This window comes from Paenibacillus lautus NBRC 15380, from assembly GCF_004000945.1.
GTDB lineage: Bacteria > Bacillota > Bacilli > Paenibacillales > Paenibacillaceae > Paenibacillus_AQ > Paenibacillus_AQ lautus.
Genome location: NZ_BIMF01000002.1, coordinates 56,733 through 76,529, shown reverse-complemented (window position 1 = coordinate 76,529; position 19,797 = coordinate 56,733). Strand labels below are relative to the sequence as shown.

Below are 19,797 nucleotides of genomic sequence, written 5' to 3'. Positions count from 1 at the left end.
TTTGCGAATTTCTTAAGTTGTTTCCTTAGCAGAAAAGGTTATACTTATCAATAGGTTAATTTGAAAGTCATCAGGAGGATATGTGAATGGCAAAACAAGATGAAGTTTCATTACAGAAGAAATTGAGGCCAAGGCATATCAGCTTTATGGCGATGGGCGGTGTAATCGGCACCGGCATATTTAAAGGAAGTGCGGAGACGATCAGTCTCGCCGGTCCGGGCGTTATTTTCTCTTATATCTTTGCAGGACTGCTTCTTCTGGTCGTTATGGGAGCCATGACGGAAATGGCAACGGTATATCCGGGCCGCAATATGAAAGATTTTGTTCGGGAAGCCTTTGGAAAACGGGTTTCTTTTGTCATGGGCTGGATGTATTGTTTCATGTGGCTGTCAGTATGCGTAATTGAAGTGATTGCGGCAGGCAGCTTTCTGCAATACTGGTTTCCGGAGGTTCCGCTGTGGCTGCTGAGCCTTGCAAGTGCGGCGCTTATTATTTTAATCAATATGATGAGTGTTGGAAGTTTTGGCGAAGTGGAATTCTGGCTTGCCGGGATCAAAATCGCCATGATTATTAGTTTTATTGTATTGGGAAGTTTTCTTATGTTTGGCATTATTCCAAGTTCGGACACCCCGTATCTTCAAAATTTCACCGCTCACGGCGGATTTTTGCCAAATGGGTGGTTCGCCATCTTCTCGGCTCTGCTTGTCGTTACCTTTTCGTATGGAGGTTCCGAGCTGATCGGTCTCACATTAACCGAAACCGAAAATGCGGAGAAAATCCTGCCTAAAGTCGTGCGCAACTTTATTTTAAGGGTGATTTTGTTCTTTACGCTGCCCATCCTGATCATATGCGGATTGATTCCGTGGAACCAACTGGGAGGGGAGGCAAGTCCTTTCGTTCAGGTGTTATCCGCTACGGGATTGCAGGGCACGGCCCATATTATGAATTTCATATTGGTAACGGCCGTGCTGTCGGCAGCCAACTCCGGCATCTATGGTGCGACGCGCATGATTTATTCCATGGCAGCCGCCGGGGAGGCTCCCCGGAGCCTGGCCAAGACCACGAGCAAAGGCATTCCCCTTAATACGCTGAAACTTTGTGCAATCATTCTTTTGGCGGGCTCCCTGCTGGGACTGATCGCGCAAGACCAGTTGTTTCGGATCTTGATGGCGGTTCCGGGCTTCGTTGTGGTGCTGGTATGGATCTGCATTTGCTTCTCGCAGCTGAAGCTTCGAAAAGCTTATCCGATGCAGCCCAGCTTCAAGGTGTGGGGTTTCCCTTATGTGACTGGGATTACTGCGCTTTGCCTTTCGGTAATCACGGTTCTTTTCCTTATAGATGGGCAGAATCGGGTCAGCATCAGTGTATGTCTGTCCGTTCTGCTGTTATTGGTTGTCTGGTCCATCATGAAATTCAAGAACGAGAGCAGAAACGGATAACGGAATGGATGACGGGCTTCCACTTCATGGTCATCGGACAAGCGGAAATGGAGTCATGATCCGGTTGTGAGCCGCATGGCTGCGATTAAGAAAACGGAAAGTACGAAAGAGAAGGCGGCAGAGGAATGAATCCTCTGTCGCTTTTTTTATGCGTGGGAACAAGTAAAGAAAGTGAAAGGAATGTAAAAAAGGAGAAATTGATAGCGCTTACTTATGGAAATTATAATGAATTATACATAAATTTGCAGTGGTCTAGGTAGGATCGTGTTCATTAAAAAATCCTAATGACGAGGGTGCTGATGGGTATGATGATACATAAATTTTGCAGTCTGAAATGGCTGTTCCTAGCCGGAATCTTAATCTTGATCATGGTGATTATCATTTTTATCGCAAAGCGTGAAATTACACAAACACATCATGAAGACACCTATATCGCGACAGTTGACGGTGTAGAGATTCATATAAGCGAATTTCAAAGAGCCATTCAAGCCAATAGAGCTGGAATTATCAACTATTTCCATGAAAAATATGATGCTGCCCAGTCGGCCGCATTTTGGTCCACGCCATACGGAAATGAAATCCCGCTTGAGTTGATCAAAAAGAAGGCGCTGGAAGATAGCATGAATCTTAAAATTCGACAGATCCTTGCCAAAGAGCAGGGAGTGCTTTCCGATATTAGTTACGACGGTTTTGTACAAAACTTCAACCTTGAAAACGAGAGAAGGCAAAAAGCAATCAAGAATCATCAGGTTGTTTTCGGTCCCGCTCAATATACGGAGGAAACTTATTTTGAATATATGATGGGGAACACAACCTTATCGGTCAAAAACCAGCTGATGGAACATGACTGGAAGCCGAATGAACAACAGCTGATTACGTTTTACGAGGCGAATAAGAGAAGGCTGTACGATGCACCCGCAACGGTGAAGGTACGACAATTATCGTTATCTTTTCTTGATGCAAATCGGAATGTCGATACACTTCTTAAAACGCAGAAGAAAAAAAAGATGGAGACTGCCAAGGAGAAAATCTCATCCGGGATTTCATTTGAGCAAGCAGCCAAGGACATCAATCAAGGTGACCAGGTTACGGAGCAGTTATATAACTTGGACAGCTACAGGCACAACGCTAGAAGTCCGGTAGCTCAAGCTTCAGCCAACCTTCGTCCAGGAGAGGTTAGCGAAATTGTTGAAGAGAACGGCCACTTCTATCTAATCCAATGCATTGAGAAAGGTCAGAAGGGTTCCAAGTATCTGGCATTTGACGAATTTCGAGAACAAGTGTTAAAGGACTATATCGATAACAAATACGAGGAGTACATACGTGAGCGGGTAACCGATGCGCAGGTTGTATTGAATGAGGAGCTGTACAGAAAATTCCAAATGTAACCGCCAATTTGGCATTTACATAAATAAAAATGAAAGGAATGAAGTTGATTGCGCCAATCGTTTTTCAAAAAGCTTATCTGTATGGTTTCGATTTTATCTTTCGTTTGCAATTGGGTTACCGTTTCACCGTCGACTGCTTCAGCAGCCGGAACCACTTATTATGTGGACAGCACAGGGGGAGATGACGGGAATAACGGCACAAGTCAAGACGCTGCATGGAGGTCGTTAGATAAAATTAACGCAACTACCTTTGCCCCAGGCGACCAAATCTTGTTTAAAGCTGGGGAGAGCTGGAACGGCAGGCTGTGGCCTAAAGGTTCAGGTTCAAGCGAACATCCGATCATTATCGATATGTACGGTTCCGGAAGCAAACCATTAATTGCAGGGATTACGTCCGAACTGGAAGCCGTTTTTTTGAAAAACCAGGAGTACTGGGAAATCAACAACCTGGAGGTGACAAACAGCTCCCCGCTGCCTTTTGATCGAGATTGGGAGAATCCGCGGGGCCAAAGACGGGGTGTTTATATCTTAAATGAGGAAGCTGGTTTATTGAATCACATCCATATCAAAAACATGAACATCCATGATGTCGATGGATCATATACCACACGCTCCGGGGGCATAATTTTCGATTCGGTTGGGTCGACTACACCCAGCGCATTTAACGATATTCTCATTGACGGAAATACACTGACAGATGTGGATGCCTATGGTATTTATATTGGTTCCAACTGTATCTTGCGCTATGGAATGGGTGATTTATGGCCATGGGTACCAAAACCATACGGGCCATGGACGCCGTCTACCCATGTGAAAATATCCAATAATACCGTCATCAGGGCTGCAACAGGCGGGATCGCGTGGAATGTCACCGATGGAGCGGTGGTCGAGCGCAACACCGTCCAACAAGCTACGTATCTGGCAACCAATGCTTCCATTTGGTGGGCGTATGCGGACAATAATCTCGTTCAATTCAACGAATCGTTTGCCAGTGTGAACGGCGCGGAAGACGGGCATGGCTTCGACGTGGATGCAGGAAACATCGGTTCGTTGGTTCAGTACAATTACAGTCATGATAACGCTGGCGGCTTCATGCTGTTCGTAAACGACACGTACTACACAATCAATACCATCGTCAGATACAACATAAGCCAAAACGACAGGAAAAGTATATTCCGATACAGCGGATCCATTGATCATGTCTATAACTACAATAATACGATTTACGTAGGAAAATCATCAGGCAACCCGGTGATGAGCGATTACTTCACCAAGGCTTCGGGTGCTCCGCGCAACATTCATAACTATAATAATGTGTACTACAGCGTCGGTGATAAGGGATGGGATTTGACGGGTCAAACGTTTGACTACAACGCATATTACGGAGGAAACACATTGGTGCAGGCCGATGCACATAAAATCACGAACGATCCGAGATTCGTTGATCCTGGAAGCGGCGGCAATGGCATGGGTACAGTGAATGGGTACCAATTGCAAGCGGATTCACCACTCCTAGGGGCAGGCATTCGCATAAAAGATAACGGAGGAAGGGATTATTTCGGCAACCCGTTATATAATGGTGCTCCCGATATCGGTGCCCACGAATACGAGGGCAGTGTGCCACCAGCCGGGAATATGCCAGATCCGATCGTGATCGTTCCGAAACGGCCAGCCAGCACACCTGTTGACAATCTAGCTACGCAGGCTGTTGCAAGTACGACATTTCAAACGTCATCTACAGGACCGGTCGAAAACATTATTGATAATGATTACGACACGGCATGGGAAACCGATGCTTCGCCTTCATTTCCGAACGATATCACGCTCGATTTTGGCGAGCAAACGCTCATGGCCAACCAATTGAAGTTAAATACTAGATACGGGCAAGAAATGGGGATTACGAACTTTGATCTTGAATACAGCAATGGTTCGGCATGGATTCCCTTACGCACGAACATCAATCTCACTTGGGATCTGAACACGGGCGCGGATGAGATCAAATCCGTGGAATTTCCACTGACTCGATTCTCTCAAATCAGATTGAAGGTCAATGACGGAGCCGGACAATCAGGGCGAATCGCACTGAACGAAATTGAATTGTATAACAATCCTGAACTGTCCAAAGATATGGTAACCACAACCTTTGCTACAGGAGCAGGCACCATTACTAATATCATCGACAACAATTTGAACTCTGCATGGGGAAGTAATGGAGATGTGAGTTTTCCTGGTTATATTACCCTTGATTACGGCAATCATAGGGTTCCGGTCAACAAGGTTACATTGGTTACATTTTTCGGAATCGGCCAGGGCATTACAAATTTTGATGTAGAGTATTACGACGGAAGCCGGTGGGTGACGGCATTATCCGACGCATCAGTTGAATGGGAGCTTAACGACAGCACCAAAGAACACCAGAGCGTTTCTTTTCCAACGGTAAACGCCTATAAACTTCGATTAAAGGTTAATGACGGGAATCGGATATGGGGGAACATTGCGTTAAATGAACTCATCGTTGAGCATATCTCTGATAACGTACCCGTTACTGGAATTATGATAGATAGACCAGAGCTTGTGTTTAATTCCTCTTCCGGCCGCAGCGTAGAGCTCCATGCAACGGTTATGCCTGATCATGCAACCAATAAGAATATGACATGGAGTTCGAATCAAGTCCAGGTGGCAACGGTAGACAATCATGGAATCGTGACTGCCGTAGAAGAAGGAAGGGCAGTCATTACGGCCACGACGGACGACGGTGATTTTGAGGCCTCCAGCCACATTACGGTGGATTGGACAGCTCCGGAGATTACGATAAATCAAGTGGTAACATCTGAATTCAACACGGGTGTGTTTCAACCCGAATTTGAAGTGGCAGACACGCTGTCAGGTGTCGACCAAGCAAAAACCGAAGTCATGTTGGATGGAAAAGCACTAACGGATCTAATGGATATTCCTTTATACAAACTTGAGCTGGGTACACATACGTTTACGGTAAAAGCTATGGACGCAGCAGGGAATTCATCGACACAATCCGTAGATTTTCAAGTGAAAACAAGTTATGCCGCTCTTGAGGAACTGGTTCAACGTTTTGCAGATGAGGGCATAATTAACAACAAAGGGATTGCTAACAGTCTGCTGAAAAAATTGCAAAAACAAAACCTAAGCAGTTTCATTTCAGAAGTCCATGCACAAAAAGGGAATCATATCTCCGCCGAAGCTGCGGAATATTTGTTACGCGATGCAGCGACGCTCCTTAACCCATAGCAGATTTTTTATAGCCGTCATTGTCACATTGCCATTGACAATGCCGTCAGATTCATTAGATTCATAGCGTGAAATTCCAATTATCTACTTCGTATTCTCACAGCTACGGCTCATGTGCAAACTTTCTTGCATGTGAGACCGTAGTTTTTTATGCCAGTTCATACTCCGTTCATATTGACGTCACGGGGAGTACATCTTCATTGGTTAAGATTTCATTAGCGGCAATGAAGGAAGCCAAACAAACAGATCAAGACAGGAGAAGATGAGCGTGACACAAACAGAGAAAATGACTACGAGGAATGGGACGAAATCAAAGAAAGTACGAAGTATTTTACTTAAAATCATAGGTGCAATCGTTATCGTCATTGTTCTTTTTCTGGGTATTGTTTATATCACGAATGTGATCAGTAGCAATTCAGAGGCGAAAAAGATAGAGCCCTACGGCCAGCACGTATCTGTAGACGGGAAAAATATGAATGTGTTCATTCAAGGCGAAGGCAAGGAAACGATCGTGCTTCTTCCAGGTTATGGAACAGCTGCACCAGCGCTTGATTTTAAGCTGCTCATCGATGAACTCTCTCCATATTACAAAGTTGTGGCGGTCGAGCCTTTCGGTTATGGATTAAGTGATGGAACTGAAAAAGAACGAACCACAGAGAATATCGTAAGTGAAGTTCATGAAGCGCTACAGCAACTTAACATTAACCGATATATGCTCATGGGCCACTCCATTGCAGGCATTTACGGCATTGATTATGTGAACAAATATCCTAACGAGGTGACTGCATTTGTCGGCATCGATAGCAGTGTTCCAACACAACCGGGTATGGATGTTAAATTCCCGTTAAAAACGTTTGCATTTCTTAAAAAATCAGGTCTCCAAAGATTGGCGGTCAAATTTGGTGGTGACCCTTATGCTGAACTCCCATTTGATGATCACACCGTAGAGCAGATGAAAATGCTGTCGAATAAAAACTCGAATAGTTCCACGATGTTAAGTGAGATGGACCATATTTCTTCCAATTTTAAAGAGGCTCAAGGCTTAACATTCCCAAAAGACCTTCCACTTCTACTCTTTGTACAAGCGGATAATCAAGGTGTAAAAGGATGGATCCCTCTGCACGAAGGGCAGATCAAAGACTCGGTACATGGAAAAGTAATAACAATGAATGGATCACATTATTTGCACCACACCCATTTCAAAGAAATTGCTGAAAAATTTAGAGAGTTTATGAAAGAAGTTAAAGGGGGGCCAGCCCTTTAACGAAAATATACGTATAGAACGGATTAATAGTGAAAAAGCCGGGTTTTCCTACTTTAAGGAATCCGGCTTTTTGTTTGATCAATGAGTTATTTCTTCGATGGCGTTACTGTTTTGTATTCAATGACTTGTAATACTTTTGGTTCAATAGCTTTTAACATTTGTTCATTTGAAAGGTTGTTGTTAGGAATTTCGCCATTAGCTTCACCTTGGATTTGTAAATCAACCTGTGTTTTTGCAATGACATCCACAATCTGTTGCTTCGAGACATTTTTAGATGCTGCAATCTCCACTACAGATTTACCTTTTGCTAATTCTTGTTTTAATTCGGTTGGACTCATATTAAGTAAAGAAAAGAGTTTATCATCATTTAAAAAGGCGTCTGCAAAATAATCGGGCTTACCATTGGTAGAGAAGAAACCTTCCACTTTACCGTTTGAAGAAGCAGTCTCTCCTCCAATCAGAGAAACACTGATTGAATTACTCTGCACCATAACCTGGTAGAACGGTGTTTTTGATCCCTTTTGGGTGTAATTCAATATCAACGTTTTCTGATCCGGGTTCTCCAATTGCTCCAAAGCAAACTCATACGCATCGATGTTGCCATACATTTTATCCAAGAGATCATCAACCTTCGATTTGATCTCCCGATCGGTTAAAGCAGTGAGTGGCTTCTCCTTAGGCTCCCAATTCTCTTGAATCACGTGTTCAATCTCACCCGTCGTACTGTTTGTATGCAGGGTAATTTTTTTGCCGATTCCCCCTTTTTCCTGGAGGATGATGCTTGTTTGGACACCTTGGACGTTGCTTGCCTCGATAATCTCAAACGATTTGGTTTCGGGAAATGCGCGATACAGCTTCTCAAGAGCTGCTTTGCCAACCTCATCCGTCTTGACTTGTTCAGCAGTCATCGGGGTTCTAGTCAGCATTTCAATCAGCGTAGGGGCAGCAAATGCTGCGGTTGGAATCAAAATCGCAGTCGTAACTATTCCAGCTATTAATCGTTTTTTCATAGGTTTCCCGCTCCTTTTTTGTTGCAGATATTGTGAATAGGATCGTGCTATTCGGTTGGAAATTGCCGGAGGGCAATCCATCGTTTCTGCTTCCTTGCGCAAGTGTTCACGGATATTGCGTTCAATAGTCATTGATCTTTTCCATCCTTTCCGGGGGGAGATTCCATATGTTTTTTCGAAGCGCCTGGATGCCTGCATGATATCTGGACTTGACTGTACCCAGCGGGATGTCGAGTACGGTCGCGATTTCCTCCAACGTATAGTCGTGAAAAAAGCGGAGGATAATTACCGTTCGCTGTTTATTAGTCAGTTTCTGGATGGCCTGTGATATCATTTGGTTCGTGCCTTCCATCAACACAGAAGGTTGATCCCAATGCGACTCTTCCCGTGAGAAGGCACGGATGCGTTCGAAAATTCGGAATCTCCGCCAGCGCTTAACCCGAAATCTCTGCACTTGACGGATGACCAAGCCGTGCAGCCAGAAACGGAAAGGTCGATTCGTATCGTAATTGGCAAGCGACGTCCACATTTGCATATAAATCTCATTCATGACATCTTCCCGATCCTGCTGATGATCCACCAGAAAGGAAACGGTCCGGTAGACGTCCTGATAGGTGGCATCGTACATCGTATGAAACGCCTGTTGATCACCATCCTTCATTTGTTTGAGCAATTGGTACATATCTTCACTTTGCATTCAGAGGGCCCTCCTGGGTAAGCTTACACACTATATTGTCTCTCTATCAAAAAAAGGTTCGGTTTCTTTATTTATTTTTTTCGAGAACGATCATTACGTTCACTATGAGTTTAAAACAAAAGCCGGATTCCTTAGAGTAGGACAACCCGGCTTCTTAACTATTATACGGTCCGTCTGCGTATGCGTTTGCGAACCTATATAACCGCTGAGGTTAACCAATCGAAAGGAAAAACCTTATTTGTTGAAAATAGATATTACATACAAAAATAAAAATTATTGAGTGAATTAGGGTACATTTAGGAAAATAACACTTCCCACATGTACCCTTTTGTAATATTATAGAAATGCTCACAAGATGTAAGCGTTTACTCACTAGGAAATGTACGAGAAAGGGGGGGGAGGACAAGGTTAACGTATAGATTTCGATTACGAATAGAACCGGAGGGATCTGATGAAGAAACGAGCTTATTCGAAGACGGTTGTTCTGCTGTTGAGCTTGATGATTGTGATGACATCGGGGTTAACGGCTTTTCAACCTGCACAAGCACTCGCTGAAACCAGCGGGCAAAAAAATACGAACGTTCAGCGTAAAGATGCCGACATGAACGTTACCATTTCGGATAACATAGGCTTGTCGACGCCAAGCGTAACTAAGGTCGTCTATGATAAGGACGGCAAAGAAATCCGAAATGGCGAATCAGATGATGAAGCTGCTCGTCTCCTTGCAGAGGCTACGTTCAGCGGAACGAATCTTGCCCTGAATGCTCCTGCCTTTTCTTCGGGTAATGAAGTGGATTATTTGACGCCTGATTTGGCGGTCGACGGCAAGGGCAATACAAGATGGTCCTCGGCCATCGAAGATGATCAGTGGTTCTACATTGATTTGGGTGAGAAGAAAGCGTTCGACCGCGTCGTTATTCGTTGGCAAACTCCGGCTGATACATACAAGATTCTCGTATCAGATGATGCCCAGACCTGGATGAATGTAAGGGACAATGACGGGATCATCCAAAGCAAGGGAGGAGCGGAAACGGTCGATTTCCCTTCGCTGGAGGCTCGTTACGTGAAATTCCAGGGCGTTAAGCGCGCACCTGTCGAAGGAACGCTGTACGGCTATTCCTTTTATGAATTTGAAGTGTATCAGTTGAATGATTTGCAATCCGTGATCGATAAGGTAACGGCTGTCCTGAGCGTGCAAGCCGGACAAACCAAGCTGGATTGGTCTGCAGCAGAGGTGCCGGATGGATACGGCGTAAGTGTATATGGAAGCGACAGGATCCCTGTCATTGACCTGGAAGGAAATATCCGTACACCGCTTGTCGATGCCAAGGTGAATCTGATCGTCCAAGTGGAGGATCTGAACCAACCGGATCGGAAACTGCTGTCGGACAATATTTCCGTCATTGTTCCGGGTTTACATGAGCAAACACCGGATCGTAACGTTGAACCCGATGTCATTCCATCGCTGCGTGAGTGGTATGGAGACTCCGGGAGGTACACATTAACTGAATCCTCGCGCATTGTGGTGGATCCGAAGGATGAATCGGTATTGCGCAAGGCGGCTGAGATCACACGCGATGATCTGTTGGACATCACTGGCTATGAGCTGGAAGTGACAGCAGGGCAACCGCGATCCGGCGATTTCTACATAGCCATTGATCCGTCCTTGTCCTGGCTTGGGGACGAAGGCAATGTGTTCAAGGTGGGCGAGTACGTATCGATTACCTCATCTTCGGCGACAGGGGCCTTCTTCGGCACGAGAACGGCGCTCCAAATCATCAAGCAGAACGAGGATCGCACGATTCCGCGCGGGGAAGCGAGGGACTATCCGAAGTATGAGAAGCGGGGACTTATGATCGACGTAGCCCGCAAATATTTTACGATCGATTTCCTGCGGGACTATGTAAAGCAGTTGTCTTGGTACAAAATGAACATGTTCCAAATCCACTTGAACGATGACGTCGGGACACCGTTCGCAGATGGAACGACGGCAGCATATCGTTTGGAGAGCACCACATATCCCGGACTTGCAAGCGGGAACGGGCACTACACGAAGCAAGAATTCAAGGAGCTGCAATGGATGGCCATGGATTATGGTATCAACGTGGTCCCGGAAATTGATACGCCTGGACATTCCCGCGCATTCACTTCCTATAATCCGGCACTCGGGAATGAGCGGGGATTGGATATTTCCAAGCCGGAAACGGTGGAGTTTGTCAAAAGTCTGTTCAATGAATACTTGGATGGAAGCGATCCGACTTTTGTCGGGCCTGAAGCGCACATCGGCACGGATGAATACTGGGGACCGGATATCGAGCGATTCCGTTGGTACATGGACACCCTTGTGACGCATATCAATAGCAAGGGCAAGCATCCGATTATGTGGGGAGGCTTGACGATGTACAACGGGACAACACCGATCAGCAATGATGCGACGATGGGAATCTGGTATGAGCCATATGGTGCTCCGCAGCAGGCCGTGGATCTCGGTTATGACGTCATCAACTCCCAAAACGTCTACATGTACATCGTGCCTACGCTCTATGGTGATTACTTGAACTCGCAATTCCTATATAACGAGTGGGAGCCGAACAAATGGGAGAACACAACGCTGCCGCTTGGCCATCCACGCGTGAAGGGCGGCATGTTCTCGATGTGGAACGACGTATCCGATGCGAACGGCGTATCCATGGATGATGCGCATATCCGTCTGCAGCCTGGAATTCAGGTGGTCGCAGAGAAGATGTGGACCGGCACGAGAGACGACAAGTCTTTCTCCCGATTTGAACAGCGGACGAAGATTCTTGGTGATGCGCCGAATGCTGACCGTTCTCACAAAATTACAGTGAACAATCAGGATCATTTGGTCATGCGGTATTTGTTCGAGGAAAGCTTCAAAGATGATTCAGGTAACGGTTTTGACGGAAAAGGCGTCAATGTCGATATAAGCGACGGCAAATACCAGCATGGCGTTCGATTTAATGGAGGTAAGAGTTATATCGAAACGCCGGTGGATGCAATCGGGTTCGGTTGGACCGCCTCCATGTGGATTAAGCCCGACAAGAACAATCCCGATGATGCCGTATTGATGGAATCGCCAGCAGGAACTTTGAAGCTGAAGCAAGGCAAGACTGGAAAGCTCGGATTTACCAAGGAGCATTATAACAGCACCTTTAACTACGTCGTTCCGGAAGATAAGTGGACGCATATTTTGCTGAAGGGCGATGACAAAGGCGTATCGCTGTTCGTCAATCTTGACGAATATGTGGAACGGCTGGAGATGCAATATCCGAAAATGCACACGCTCGTTTTGCCTACGCTGCGTATCGGCAGCGAGACGAACGCGTTCAGAGGTGATTTGGATAATGTTGTCATCCACAACAAAGCGATCGAGCTGCTGAGCACGGATAACCTTGCGCTTCTCAAGTCGGCGGAGTCCTCTGAAACGGAATTCCCGTATTATTCTCCTGATAAGGCCGTGGATGGCAATGAATCCACCCGCTGGTCCAGTACGTATGTTGATGATGCCTGGTTCCTCGTGGATCTGGGAGAGAACAAGGACATCAATAAAGTCACGATCAAGTGGCAGGGCGCTTACGCGGAGAAATATCAGATTCTGGTGTCAGGTGACAAGACGAACTGGGAGAATATTTCCGGTGAAGGCGGCGTCATAGAATCTAAGGGAACACTAGACATTCTGGAGTTCGACACCAAGCAAGCCCGATATGTGAAATTCCAAGGCGTGAAGCGGGCAACCGTCTTCGGCAATTCGTTCTTTGAGTTTGAGGTGTATTCACCGGGGCACATCCCTGAATATAAGGAGCTGATTTCCAAGATGGAATTCCTTCTTTCAAAGGTGAATGAAAACGCAAAGCTGCATCAACTGCTGCTTCAAGTATTGAATCGCTATCCATATGACGCAAACCGCCCGATCGATCCAATGAAGACATTGATTAAGCAGATTGAGGAGTAATAGCGAAACTAAAAAAAACTCGTATCCTTCACGGATACGGGTTTTTTAAATCATGGAGGGAGTTCATGGCGAGATCATTGCAGATCTCAAAGAAGAGATTGGATTGAACGTTAATGGTTAATATCGCATTTGTTCATAATGAAGGAGATTTGATTCTCCAGTCGGTTGAGTTGTTCCTGTGTTTCCTTGTCTTCAGCACCCTGTTCCCGCAGAGCGGCAAGCTCCTGTTTGAGCTGATGGAGATCGTCGCTGGCTTTCGCGCAGTCATAGTCTCTTTCCAGATTGTCGAGCATCATGGTTCCTCCTTGGTTGTATTGTGTGGTTCTTCACTAGTATGGAGGATACTTCCAAAGTTATTCACGGCTTCGGTTACACGAGTTTTTTTCGAATCGCGCCTGAAATCAATAACTATGACAATCCTTGTCACTATTAGCAGATATGATGGAGTTAAGGATGATTTTCTTACATCCAATTTTATAGGGGAGGGAAGATGTGTAGAATTAACGATTACCATCAAATATTGAACGAGTTTCTTAAGAAGGGATGAACCAATCATGTATATAACCGTTTCAGATTTTATTACAGAATGGAAAAGAGAAGCAGAATTAACACAAAAGGTGTTAGACAGTTTAACGGATGAATCATTACTGCAGCAAGTATACCCAGAAGGCAGGAATCTGGGAAGAATTGTATGGCATTTCGTAACGAATACCCCTGAATACTTGACTGAATTCGGGCTTGTCATCGATCAGGTACAAGATTCTGCTGAAGTACCCTCCGCGAACCAAATCGCCGAGACTTTTAGAAAAATAAGTTCTGATGTAGAAACAGCTCTTGAAGAACAATGGACGCATGAGACTTTAAAACAATTTCAAAATGCCTTTGGACGTCAGGAATCCAATGCTACCATTTTTATGGGATTGATTAAGCACATAGCTCATCATCGAGGACAGGTTACCGTCCTGATGCGTCAAGCGGGATTGAATATCCCTGCGGTATATGGTCCTTCAAAGGAAGGGTGGATACAAATGGGAGTAGAAAACCCGCCGCTTTGAACATAAATGAGTTCGGAGAACAAGAACATACACGCATAGGAAGTCGCGAATCATCGCGGCTTTTTTGTTTTAACGATGTAAGATCATGAACAAATTTCATCCCCGCATTAAAGTTTTTATAGTAAAATGGAATTTGTGGGTTTTACTATAGATTAGAGTTGTGAATTTAGCGGAAGAGGAGTTATTGAGCAAGTGAAAAAGTTATATTCAACATGGTTCGGAAGCTACTGGAGTCCTTATCTCGTTATGGCCCTGGCCGGTATTCTCAGCGCGGTCTACTTCGGAATCACCCATACGGTATGGGCGGTAACCGGTGAGTTCACCCGTCTCGGGGGGCATATTCTGGAATTCATCGGGGTGGATGTATCGGATTGGGCGTATTTCGACCTCGTCCATATGAACGGAACGACATGGACGCGGACCGACGGCTGGATCGTATGGGGCATGTTTATCGGAGCCCTCATTACGATTCTGCTGAGCAGCAATTTTAAGATCCGAATGCCGAGACAGAAACGGCGGTACGTTCAGGGATTTGTCGGAGGAATCATCGCGGGCTTCGGAGCCCGGCTGGCTCTGGGGTGCAATCTCGCAGCCTTTTTTACCGGTGTGCCTCAATTCTCCCTTCATTCCTGGATCTTTATCGTTGCTACTGGTGCGGGCACGTTTTTGGGTGCTCGGCTGGTTAACACAAGATGGTGGAAAGGGAAGCCCGTACTCAAAATGGGCGGTACCGTGCCGTCCGTTAAACCGGGTAAGAACCGGCAACCCCTATTGGGGGCTGTGTTAGGTCTTGCGTACATCGGGCTGATCGTATACTTCTACGCAACCGGCCGCACGATGTTGGGGACAGCCGCCCTTTTCGGAGCGGCATTCGGCATCCTGATCGAACGGGGGCAGATCTGCTTTACTTCCGCTTTTCGCGATCTGTGGATCAGCGGCCGGGCCACGATGACAAAAGCGATTGCCGTCGGTATGGCAGTCAGCTCTGTCGCTACGCTTATCGTTATACTTGTATACGGTCTGGACCCGATTACAAAAATTGCCGCCCCAAGCACCTTTATCGGGGGATTGCTCTTCGGCCTGGGTATTGTCATGGCCGGCGGTTGCGAAACCGGCATGATGTACCGGCTGATGGAGGGACAAGTTGTCTTTTTACCCGTGTTTATCGGCAACATTATAGGTGCAACCGCTTTGGCATATGCATGGGATCATATGGGGGTATTTGACCTTCTCGTGAAGAGCGGCTCGCCTATCAACCTCATCACCGTCATGGGTCCGGCGGCTGCATTGATGGTTACGCTGCTCGTACTCGGGGGCGGATTTGCTGTCGCCGCATACTGGCAAAAAAACTACCGCTTCGGCGTAGGATTCAAGAAAGGGGATGCAACCCATGTCCGTTGATTTCACACTGGATCTCCGAGGGGAATCTTGTCCTTACCCGGTCATCTACACACTCGAAACACTCCGTGATATGAAAAAAGGACAAACGCTTCAGGTCATTTCGGACTGTCCTTCCGCTTTTCGGAACGTGCCGGAGGAAGTCGTTAAACACGGCTACACCATGGCACAGGAGCCGGTCAAAAACGGACAGGAATTCAGCCTGTTTATCCAGGCGTAATGCTATTCTCATAACCGCGAAAAAAGCCTCCCTTCTGACAGGGGGCTTTTTTGTGTGTGGCTGTTCTGCGGCAACCGAAAGCAACATGGAATGTTATCCTGGATTGGTGGTTTGCTCGGAAAATGACTTTATAATGAGAAAAAAGGATGTGATCAACATGATTAATATGAATTTGAAGAAATTACGAAAAAAACACCGATTCACCCAAGAAGATGTTGCCGAAAAGATTGGCGTATCAAGACAAGCTGTTGCAAAGTGGGAAAATGGAGAGACTGTACCGGATATTCAGCATTGTACAGCTCTTGCGGAACTGTATGGGGTTGTATTGGATGATCTGGTCCATTATTCCGATGAGCATTCAGAAATCGGTCTTCGGCCAAAGGGAAAACATATTTTTGGAATGGTACGGGTCGGGGAACGTGGACAGATCGTAATTCCCAAAAAGGCCAGGGAAATATTCGATATACGCCCTGGTGATAGCCTGCTGGTTCTGGGTGATGAGGCGCAGAAGGGAATTGCCATTATGAAAAGCGAAGACTTGCTGCAGTTTGCAGAGGATATATTACATGCGCAGACATACGAGGAGGAAGATGAGTGATTGCCATTCAAACGAAGAATTTAACCAAAAGATACAAGACCAAAACCGCCGTTGATTCTCTTAACCTTAAGATCGAGCAAGGCGAGCTGTTTGCTCTGCTTGGCGTGAATGGTGCTGGAAAGACGACAACGATCAAGATGTTAACCTGCCTCAGTAAGCCGAGTAGCGGCGACGCCGCTCTGTTAGGAGACAGTATCGTCGCCAATCCGTATGCAGTCAAAGAAAAGATTAATGTGTCACCTCAGGAAACGGCTGTGGCTCGGAATTTGTCTGTGAAAGAGAATCTTGAGTTTATTGCTAAAGTTTACGGATATGACAGTTCGTCTATTGCCGTAAAGGTGGAAGAAATGCTGGACACTTTTAGTCTTCGCGAGGTGGCTCAAGATAAAGCCAAGACGCTGTCGGGAGGAATGCAAAGACGACTTAGTATTGCCATGGCCCTGATTTCGAACCCTTCGATCCTTTTCCTAGACGAACCCACACTGGGACTGGATGTCATCGCAAGACGGCAGCTTTGGACAGCTATTAAACAACTCAAGGGAAAAATCACCATCATTCTGACAACTCACCATATGGAGGAGGCAGAAGCGCTTTCGGATCGAATCGGGATTATGACGAAAGGGAGATTAAAGGCAGTTGGAACTGCTGCAGAATTAATAGAAAAGACAAACACTCCAACACTTGAGGATGCTTTTGTATCTTTAGCTGCATTAGAGGAGGCAACAGGATGAGAGCTACAGCATTTGCCACACGAAACCACAAAGAAATGGTTAGAGATCCGCTGAATTTGGCCTTTGGCATCGGCTTCCCTTTGGTTATACTTTTGCTGCTATCTGCCCTGCAACAGAATATTGAAATTGAACTCTTTGTCATTGATCAGCTTGTTCCGGGCGTTGCCGTGTTCGGGTTCTCCTTCATTTCACTTTTCTCTGGGATGCTCATAGCCAAAGATCGGAGCTCCTCATTTTTAATGAGATTGTATACGGGTCCGCTAACTGCGCCGAATTATATCGTGGGATATACATTACCTTTAGTTCCGATGGCGATTCTCCAGGTTGCCATAACCTTTGTTGCGGCTTCCTTCTTGGGATTACAAGTAACTTTGAATGTTCTGCTCTCCGTTATTGTTCTCCTTCCAACAGCGGTTCTGTTTATTGGAATCGGGTTGCTGGCAGGCAGTATATTTAATGATAAGCAGGTAAGCGGTATATGTGGAGCATTATTGACGAATCTTAGCGCATGGCTTAGCGGCACTTGGTTTGATCTGAATCTTGTCGGCGGTTGGTTTAAAGAGATTGCGTATGTTCTCCCTTTTGCTCATGCGGTTGATGCGGGAAGAGCCGCCATCTCCGGAGAATACGCTTCGATCTTACCTCACTTGTGGTGGGTGATTGGATATTCCGTTGTTATCATGGTCGTAGCCATTTTCGCGTTTAGGAAGAAAATGAGTGGTGTCAACGATTAGAGGATGGACTCAAAGAGAGGACGACCCTAGGATACAACGAGAACAATTAATGGATCACTCGGTAAGCTTACGGGCTGTGGAGTTTGAAAAGCTCACCAAGTTAATTGAATGACTTGGAGAGCCTTTTTATTGGAGAAGATCACATGGAATCAGAATTTGATTTTAAGCGTGTCACCATCAAGATAGACACCCTCGGAACGCATAATCGGCAGCTTCTGCTCCGCCGAAAAGCCAATGGTTTCCCCGTCTCTTAGTGTGACGTTCTGTTCAACAATATATAAAGAAATATCCATAAGGAATTCACGAAGCTCGGCAGGTGTCACCTGGCTGTCCAGCACTTCGATCTCGTCTTTACCAAAGGCTCTGAGCCCATATGTATATCCATTGACTCCGGATTCCGTACGAACTAGCCCGAAGTATACCAGATTTAACAGCGGAAATAGATCGTCGGATTTCATGGTTTCAGCCATTTCCACAAAGAGCTCAGGCTGAAATACCGTGCCGGATGAATAGAGCCCGACGGCATTAGGCAGCTTCAAACAGCTCGCCGCCAGCTTGGTGTACACCCTGCCGCTATCAAGCGGGGAGGCAGCACGCGAAAACACCGTCAGAATAAGCTGGCTGACATGAGTTTTGGTTACCTCCACAGCCTCTGGCCACAGATAGTTGCCTTGCGCATAATGCTCAGCCTCGCCATCCGGTACCGGAGCATCAACGAAGCTGACCGCGATCATGCAGCCGTCTGACTCAAAGACCAGAATTCCTTCTTTTTCCTCTCCGGAGCTGCCATCCTCCGGGGAAGACGAAATATTCCAATCGTGCAGAAGATTTGCTTTGATCTGTTCCAGGTCGCATTCCGGGGAGTTCAACAGAACGAAGCCATTAAATATCCCGGATGATTCATTGGAGTCCAGCGTGTTATCCTCTGAAGCTTCCCCTGCCTCATATCGTGCAGCCTGCTTCATCCAATACTCACGAATCATGTTAACCATGGCTACAGCTTCCTGTTCCGCAGTGGAAGGATGATAGGGCTGCATCTCACTGAATACATGTCCACAATGCTCGGTGTCTGACGGACTTTCATAACCGCCGCAAACGCCGACCAGCCATTTGCCAAACAGGGTCTTCTTATATTTGAAAATATAATAATGCATGTCGTGGAGATCAAATTCTCCCGCTAATTCGATTTTGCTGGGCTTATGGCCAAGCTCTTGTTCATTTGCCAGCCATTCGATCATGGAATCCTTAGCTGCTTGTTGTTGAACTGTCATTGTGTTCCTCTCCTTATGTATGTGCGATAGTATAACTGTTATACTCTACCAACCTTTATTGTGTTGGACAATACTAGAAAAACGCGGATAATTAGCCGATGAGGGAACGTTTTTTTGACTGCGGTATTCTCAAATATAGGCAGGATTGATCCATAACCATATTGAATATTTTTACATACATACAGAGGAATGGTGGTGGGTAGGTGGAACTTCTAAGGGTTTCATATGAGCAGAAAATAATATTACGTAACCTGATGGAACTCTATCAATACGATATGAGTCCATATGAAGATGAGCGTGAGAATGACGTTAACGAATTTGGCCTGTACGATTATAAGTATTTAGACAATTACTGGACGGAAGATGGGCGGTATCCTTACCTTGTTATACAATCGGGGAAGCTGGCCGGATTTGTATTGGTGAGAGAAATCAAAACAGCTAGTGATGCAACTCCAAACTATTCCATGGCGGAATTTTTCATCTTGAAAAAATACCGAAAGCAGTCAATTGGTAAAGAGGCAGCTTTCAAAGTGTTCGAAATGTTTAAGGGCAATTGGAGTATCGCTTGGTTGGAAAAAAATCTGTCAGCCCAAGCTTTTTGGACAAAAGTCATCTCAGAATACAAGGCCGGCGAATATTCCAATACCATGTTCTCAGGTAACCCTGCAATTGAATTTTATGCATAAGGATTGATGAGAAATTTTTATGATAGAATTTCTTGAACGTCAACGGATGGGAACCTTTGTACTGATTAC

Annotated in this window: 16 protein-coding genes; 12 read left to right on the top strand and 4 right to left on the bottom strand. The window is 45.8% G+C overall.

The features are described from left to right. The first annotated feature begins 86 nt into the window (after positions 1-86). From PLA01S_RS03825 to PLA01S_RS03810, 4 genes are all read left to right on the top strand, one after another. On the top strand, positions 87-1,439 hold the full coding sequence (locus tag PLA01S_RS03825) for an amino acid permease (RefSeq protein ID WP_127590163.1): 1,353 nt from the start codon (positions 87-89) through the stop codon (positions 1,437-1,439). 284 nt (positions 1,440-1,723) lie between these two features. Continuing rightward, positions 1,724-2,827: a peptidylprolyl isomerase gene (locus PLA01S_RS03820; RefSeq protein ID WP_307719749.1), complete on the top strand. Its 1,104-nt coding sequence runs from the start codon at positions 1,724-1,726 to the stop codon at positions 2,825-2,827. 48 nt (positions 2,828-2,875) lie between these two features. Beyond that, complete coding sequence (locus tag PLA01S_RS03815; RefSeq protein WP_127590161.1) at positions 2,876-6,091, top strand: discoidin domain-containing protein; 3,216 nt, start codon at positions 2,876-2,878, stop codon at positions 6,089-6,091. A gap of 262 nt (positions 6,092-6,353) precedes the next feature. Continuing rightward, positions 6,354-7,355 (top strand): alpha/beta hydrolase, encoded by a 1,002-nt coding sequence (locus tag PLA01S_RS03810; protein ID WP_371860383.1) that lies wholly within the window; start codon positions 6,354-6,356, stop codon positions 7,353-7,355. An 86-nt stretch (positions 7,356-7,441) separates the two neighbouring features. On the opposite strand, the gene PLA01S_RS03805 is transcribed toward PLA01S_RS03810, so the two are convergent. Then, positions 7,442-8,497 carry a hypothetical protein gene (locus tag PLA01S_RS03805; protein WP_174819185.1) on the bottom strand — a complete coding sequence of 352 codons (1,056 nt, stop codon included), beginning with the start codon at positions 8,495-8,497 and terminating at the stop codon, positions 7,442-7,444. Beyond that, a complete protein-coding gene (locus PLA01S_RS03800) occupies positions 8,487-9,062 on the bottom strand; it encodes a sigma-70 family RNA polymerase sigma factor (protein ID WP_127590159.1) in 576 nt (191 codons plus the stop codon). Before PLA01S_RS03800 ends, PLA01S_RS03805 begins: the two co-directional genes overlap by 11 nt. 451 nt (positions 9,063-9,513) lie before the next feature. Between PLA01S_RS03800 and PLA01S_RS03795 the strand changes: the two genes are divergently transcribed. Then, positions 9,514-13,035 carry a discoidin domain-containing protein gene (locus tag PLA01S_RS03795; RefSeq protein WP_127590158.1) on the top strand — a complete coding sequence of 1,174 codons (3,522 nt, stop codon included), beginning with the start codon at positions 9,514-9,516 and terminating at the stop codon, positions 13,033-13,035. Positions 13,036-13,145: 110 nt separating this feature from the next. Here PLA01S_RS03795 and PLA01S_RS03790 read toward each other — a convergent pair whose 3' ends face one another. Further along, complete coding sequence (locus PLA01S_RS03790) at positions 13,146-13,328, bottom strand: DUF2524 domain-containing protein (RefSeq protein WP_127591025.1); 183 nt, start codon at positions 13,326-13,328, stop codon at positions 13,146-13,148. Positions 13,329-13,589: 261 nt separating this feature from the next. Here PLA01S_RS03790 and PLA01S_RS03785 point away from each other — a divergent pair, with 261 nt between their 5' ends. The 6 genes from PLA01S_RS03785 to PLA01S_RS03760 all read left to right on the top strand — a co-directional run bounded on the left by PLA01S_RS03785 (position 13,590) and on the right by PLA01S_RS03760 (position 17,771). Further along, on the top strand, positions 13,590-14,090 hold the full coding sequence (locus tag PLA01S_RS03785; RefSeq protein WP_127590157.1) for a DinB family protein: 501 nt from the start codon (positions 13,590-13,592) through the stop codon (positions 14,088-14,090). A 246-nt stretch (positions 14,091-14,336) separates the two neighbouring features. Then, on the top strand, positions 14,337-15,491 hold the full coding sequence (gene yedE, locus PLA01S_RS03780; RefSeq protein ID WP_246059365.1) for a selenium metabolism membrane protein YedE/FdhT: 1,155 nt from the start codon (positions 14,337-14,339) through the stop codon (positions 15,489-15,491). After that, complete coding sequence (gene yedF / locus PLA01S_RS03775) at positions 15,481-15,708, top strand: sulfurtransferase-like selenium metabolism protein YedF (protein WP_015735163.1); 228 nt, start codon at positions 15,481-15,483, stop codon at positions 15,706-15,708. The genes yedE and yedF overlap by 11 nt, the downstream gene beginning before the upstream one ends. 157 nt (positions 15,709-15,865) lie before the next feature. Continuing rightward, positions 15,866-16,306, top strand: a complete 441-nt coding sequence (locus tag PLA01S_RS03770) for a helix-turn-helix domain-containing protein (RefSeq protein WP_127590155.1) — start codon at positions 15,866-15,868, stop codon at positions 16,304-16,306. Continuing rightward, complete coding sequence (locus PLA01S_RS03765) at positions 16,306-17,037, top strand: ABC transporter ATP-binding protein (RefSeq protein ID WP_218033640.1); 732 nt, start codon at positions 16,306-16,308, stop codon at positions 17,035-17,037. Before PLA01S_RS03770 ends, PLA01S_RS03765 begins: the two co-directional genes overlap by 1 nt. Beyond that, positions 17,034-17,771, top strand: coding sequence for an ABC transporter permease (locus tag PLA01S_RS03760; protein ID WP_127590153.1), 738 nt, complete (start codon positions 17,034-17,036; stop codon positions 17,769-17,771). The genes PLA01S_RS03765 and PLA01S_RS03760 overlap by 4 nt, the downstream gene beginning before the upstream one ends. A gap of 149 nt (positions 17,772-17,920) precedes the next feature. On the opposite strand, the gene PLA01S_RS03755 is transcribed toward PLA01S_RS03760, so the two are convergent. Beyond that, positions 17,921-19,042: a DUF4261 domain-containing protein gene (locus tag PLA01S_RS03755; protein ID WP_127590152.1), complete on the bottom strand. Its 1,122-nt coding sequence runs from the start codon at positions 19,040-19,042 to the stop codon at positions 17,921-17,923. A 203-nt stretch (positions 19,043-19,245) separates the two neighbouring features. Between PLA01S_RS03755 and PLA01S_RS03750 the strand changes: the two genes are divergently transcribed. Then, positions 19,246-19,728: a GNAT family N-acetyltransferase gene (locus PLA01S_RS03750; RefSeq protein WP_127590151.1), complete on the top strand. Its 483-nt coding sequence runs from the start codon at positions 19,246-19,248 to the stop codon at positions 19,726-19,728. Positions 19,729-19,797 lie beyond the last annotated feature (69 nt).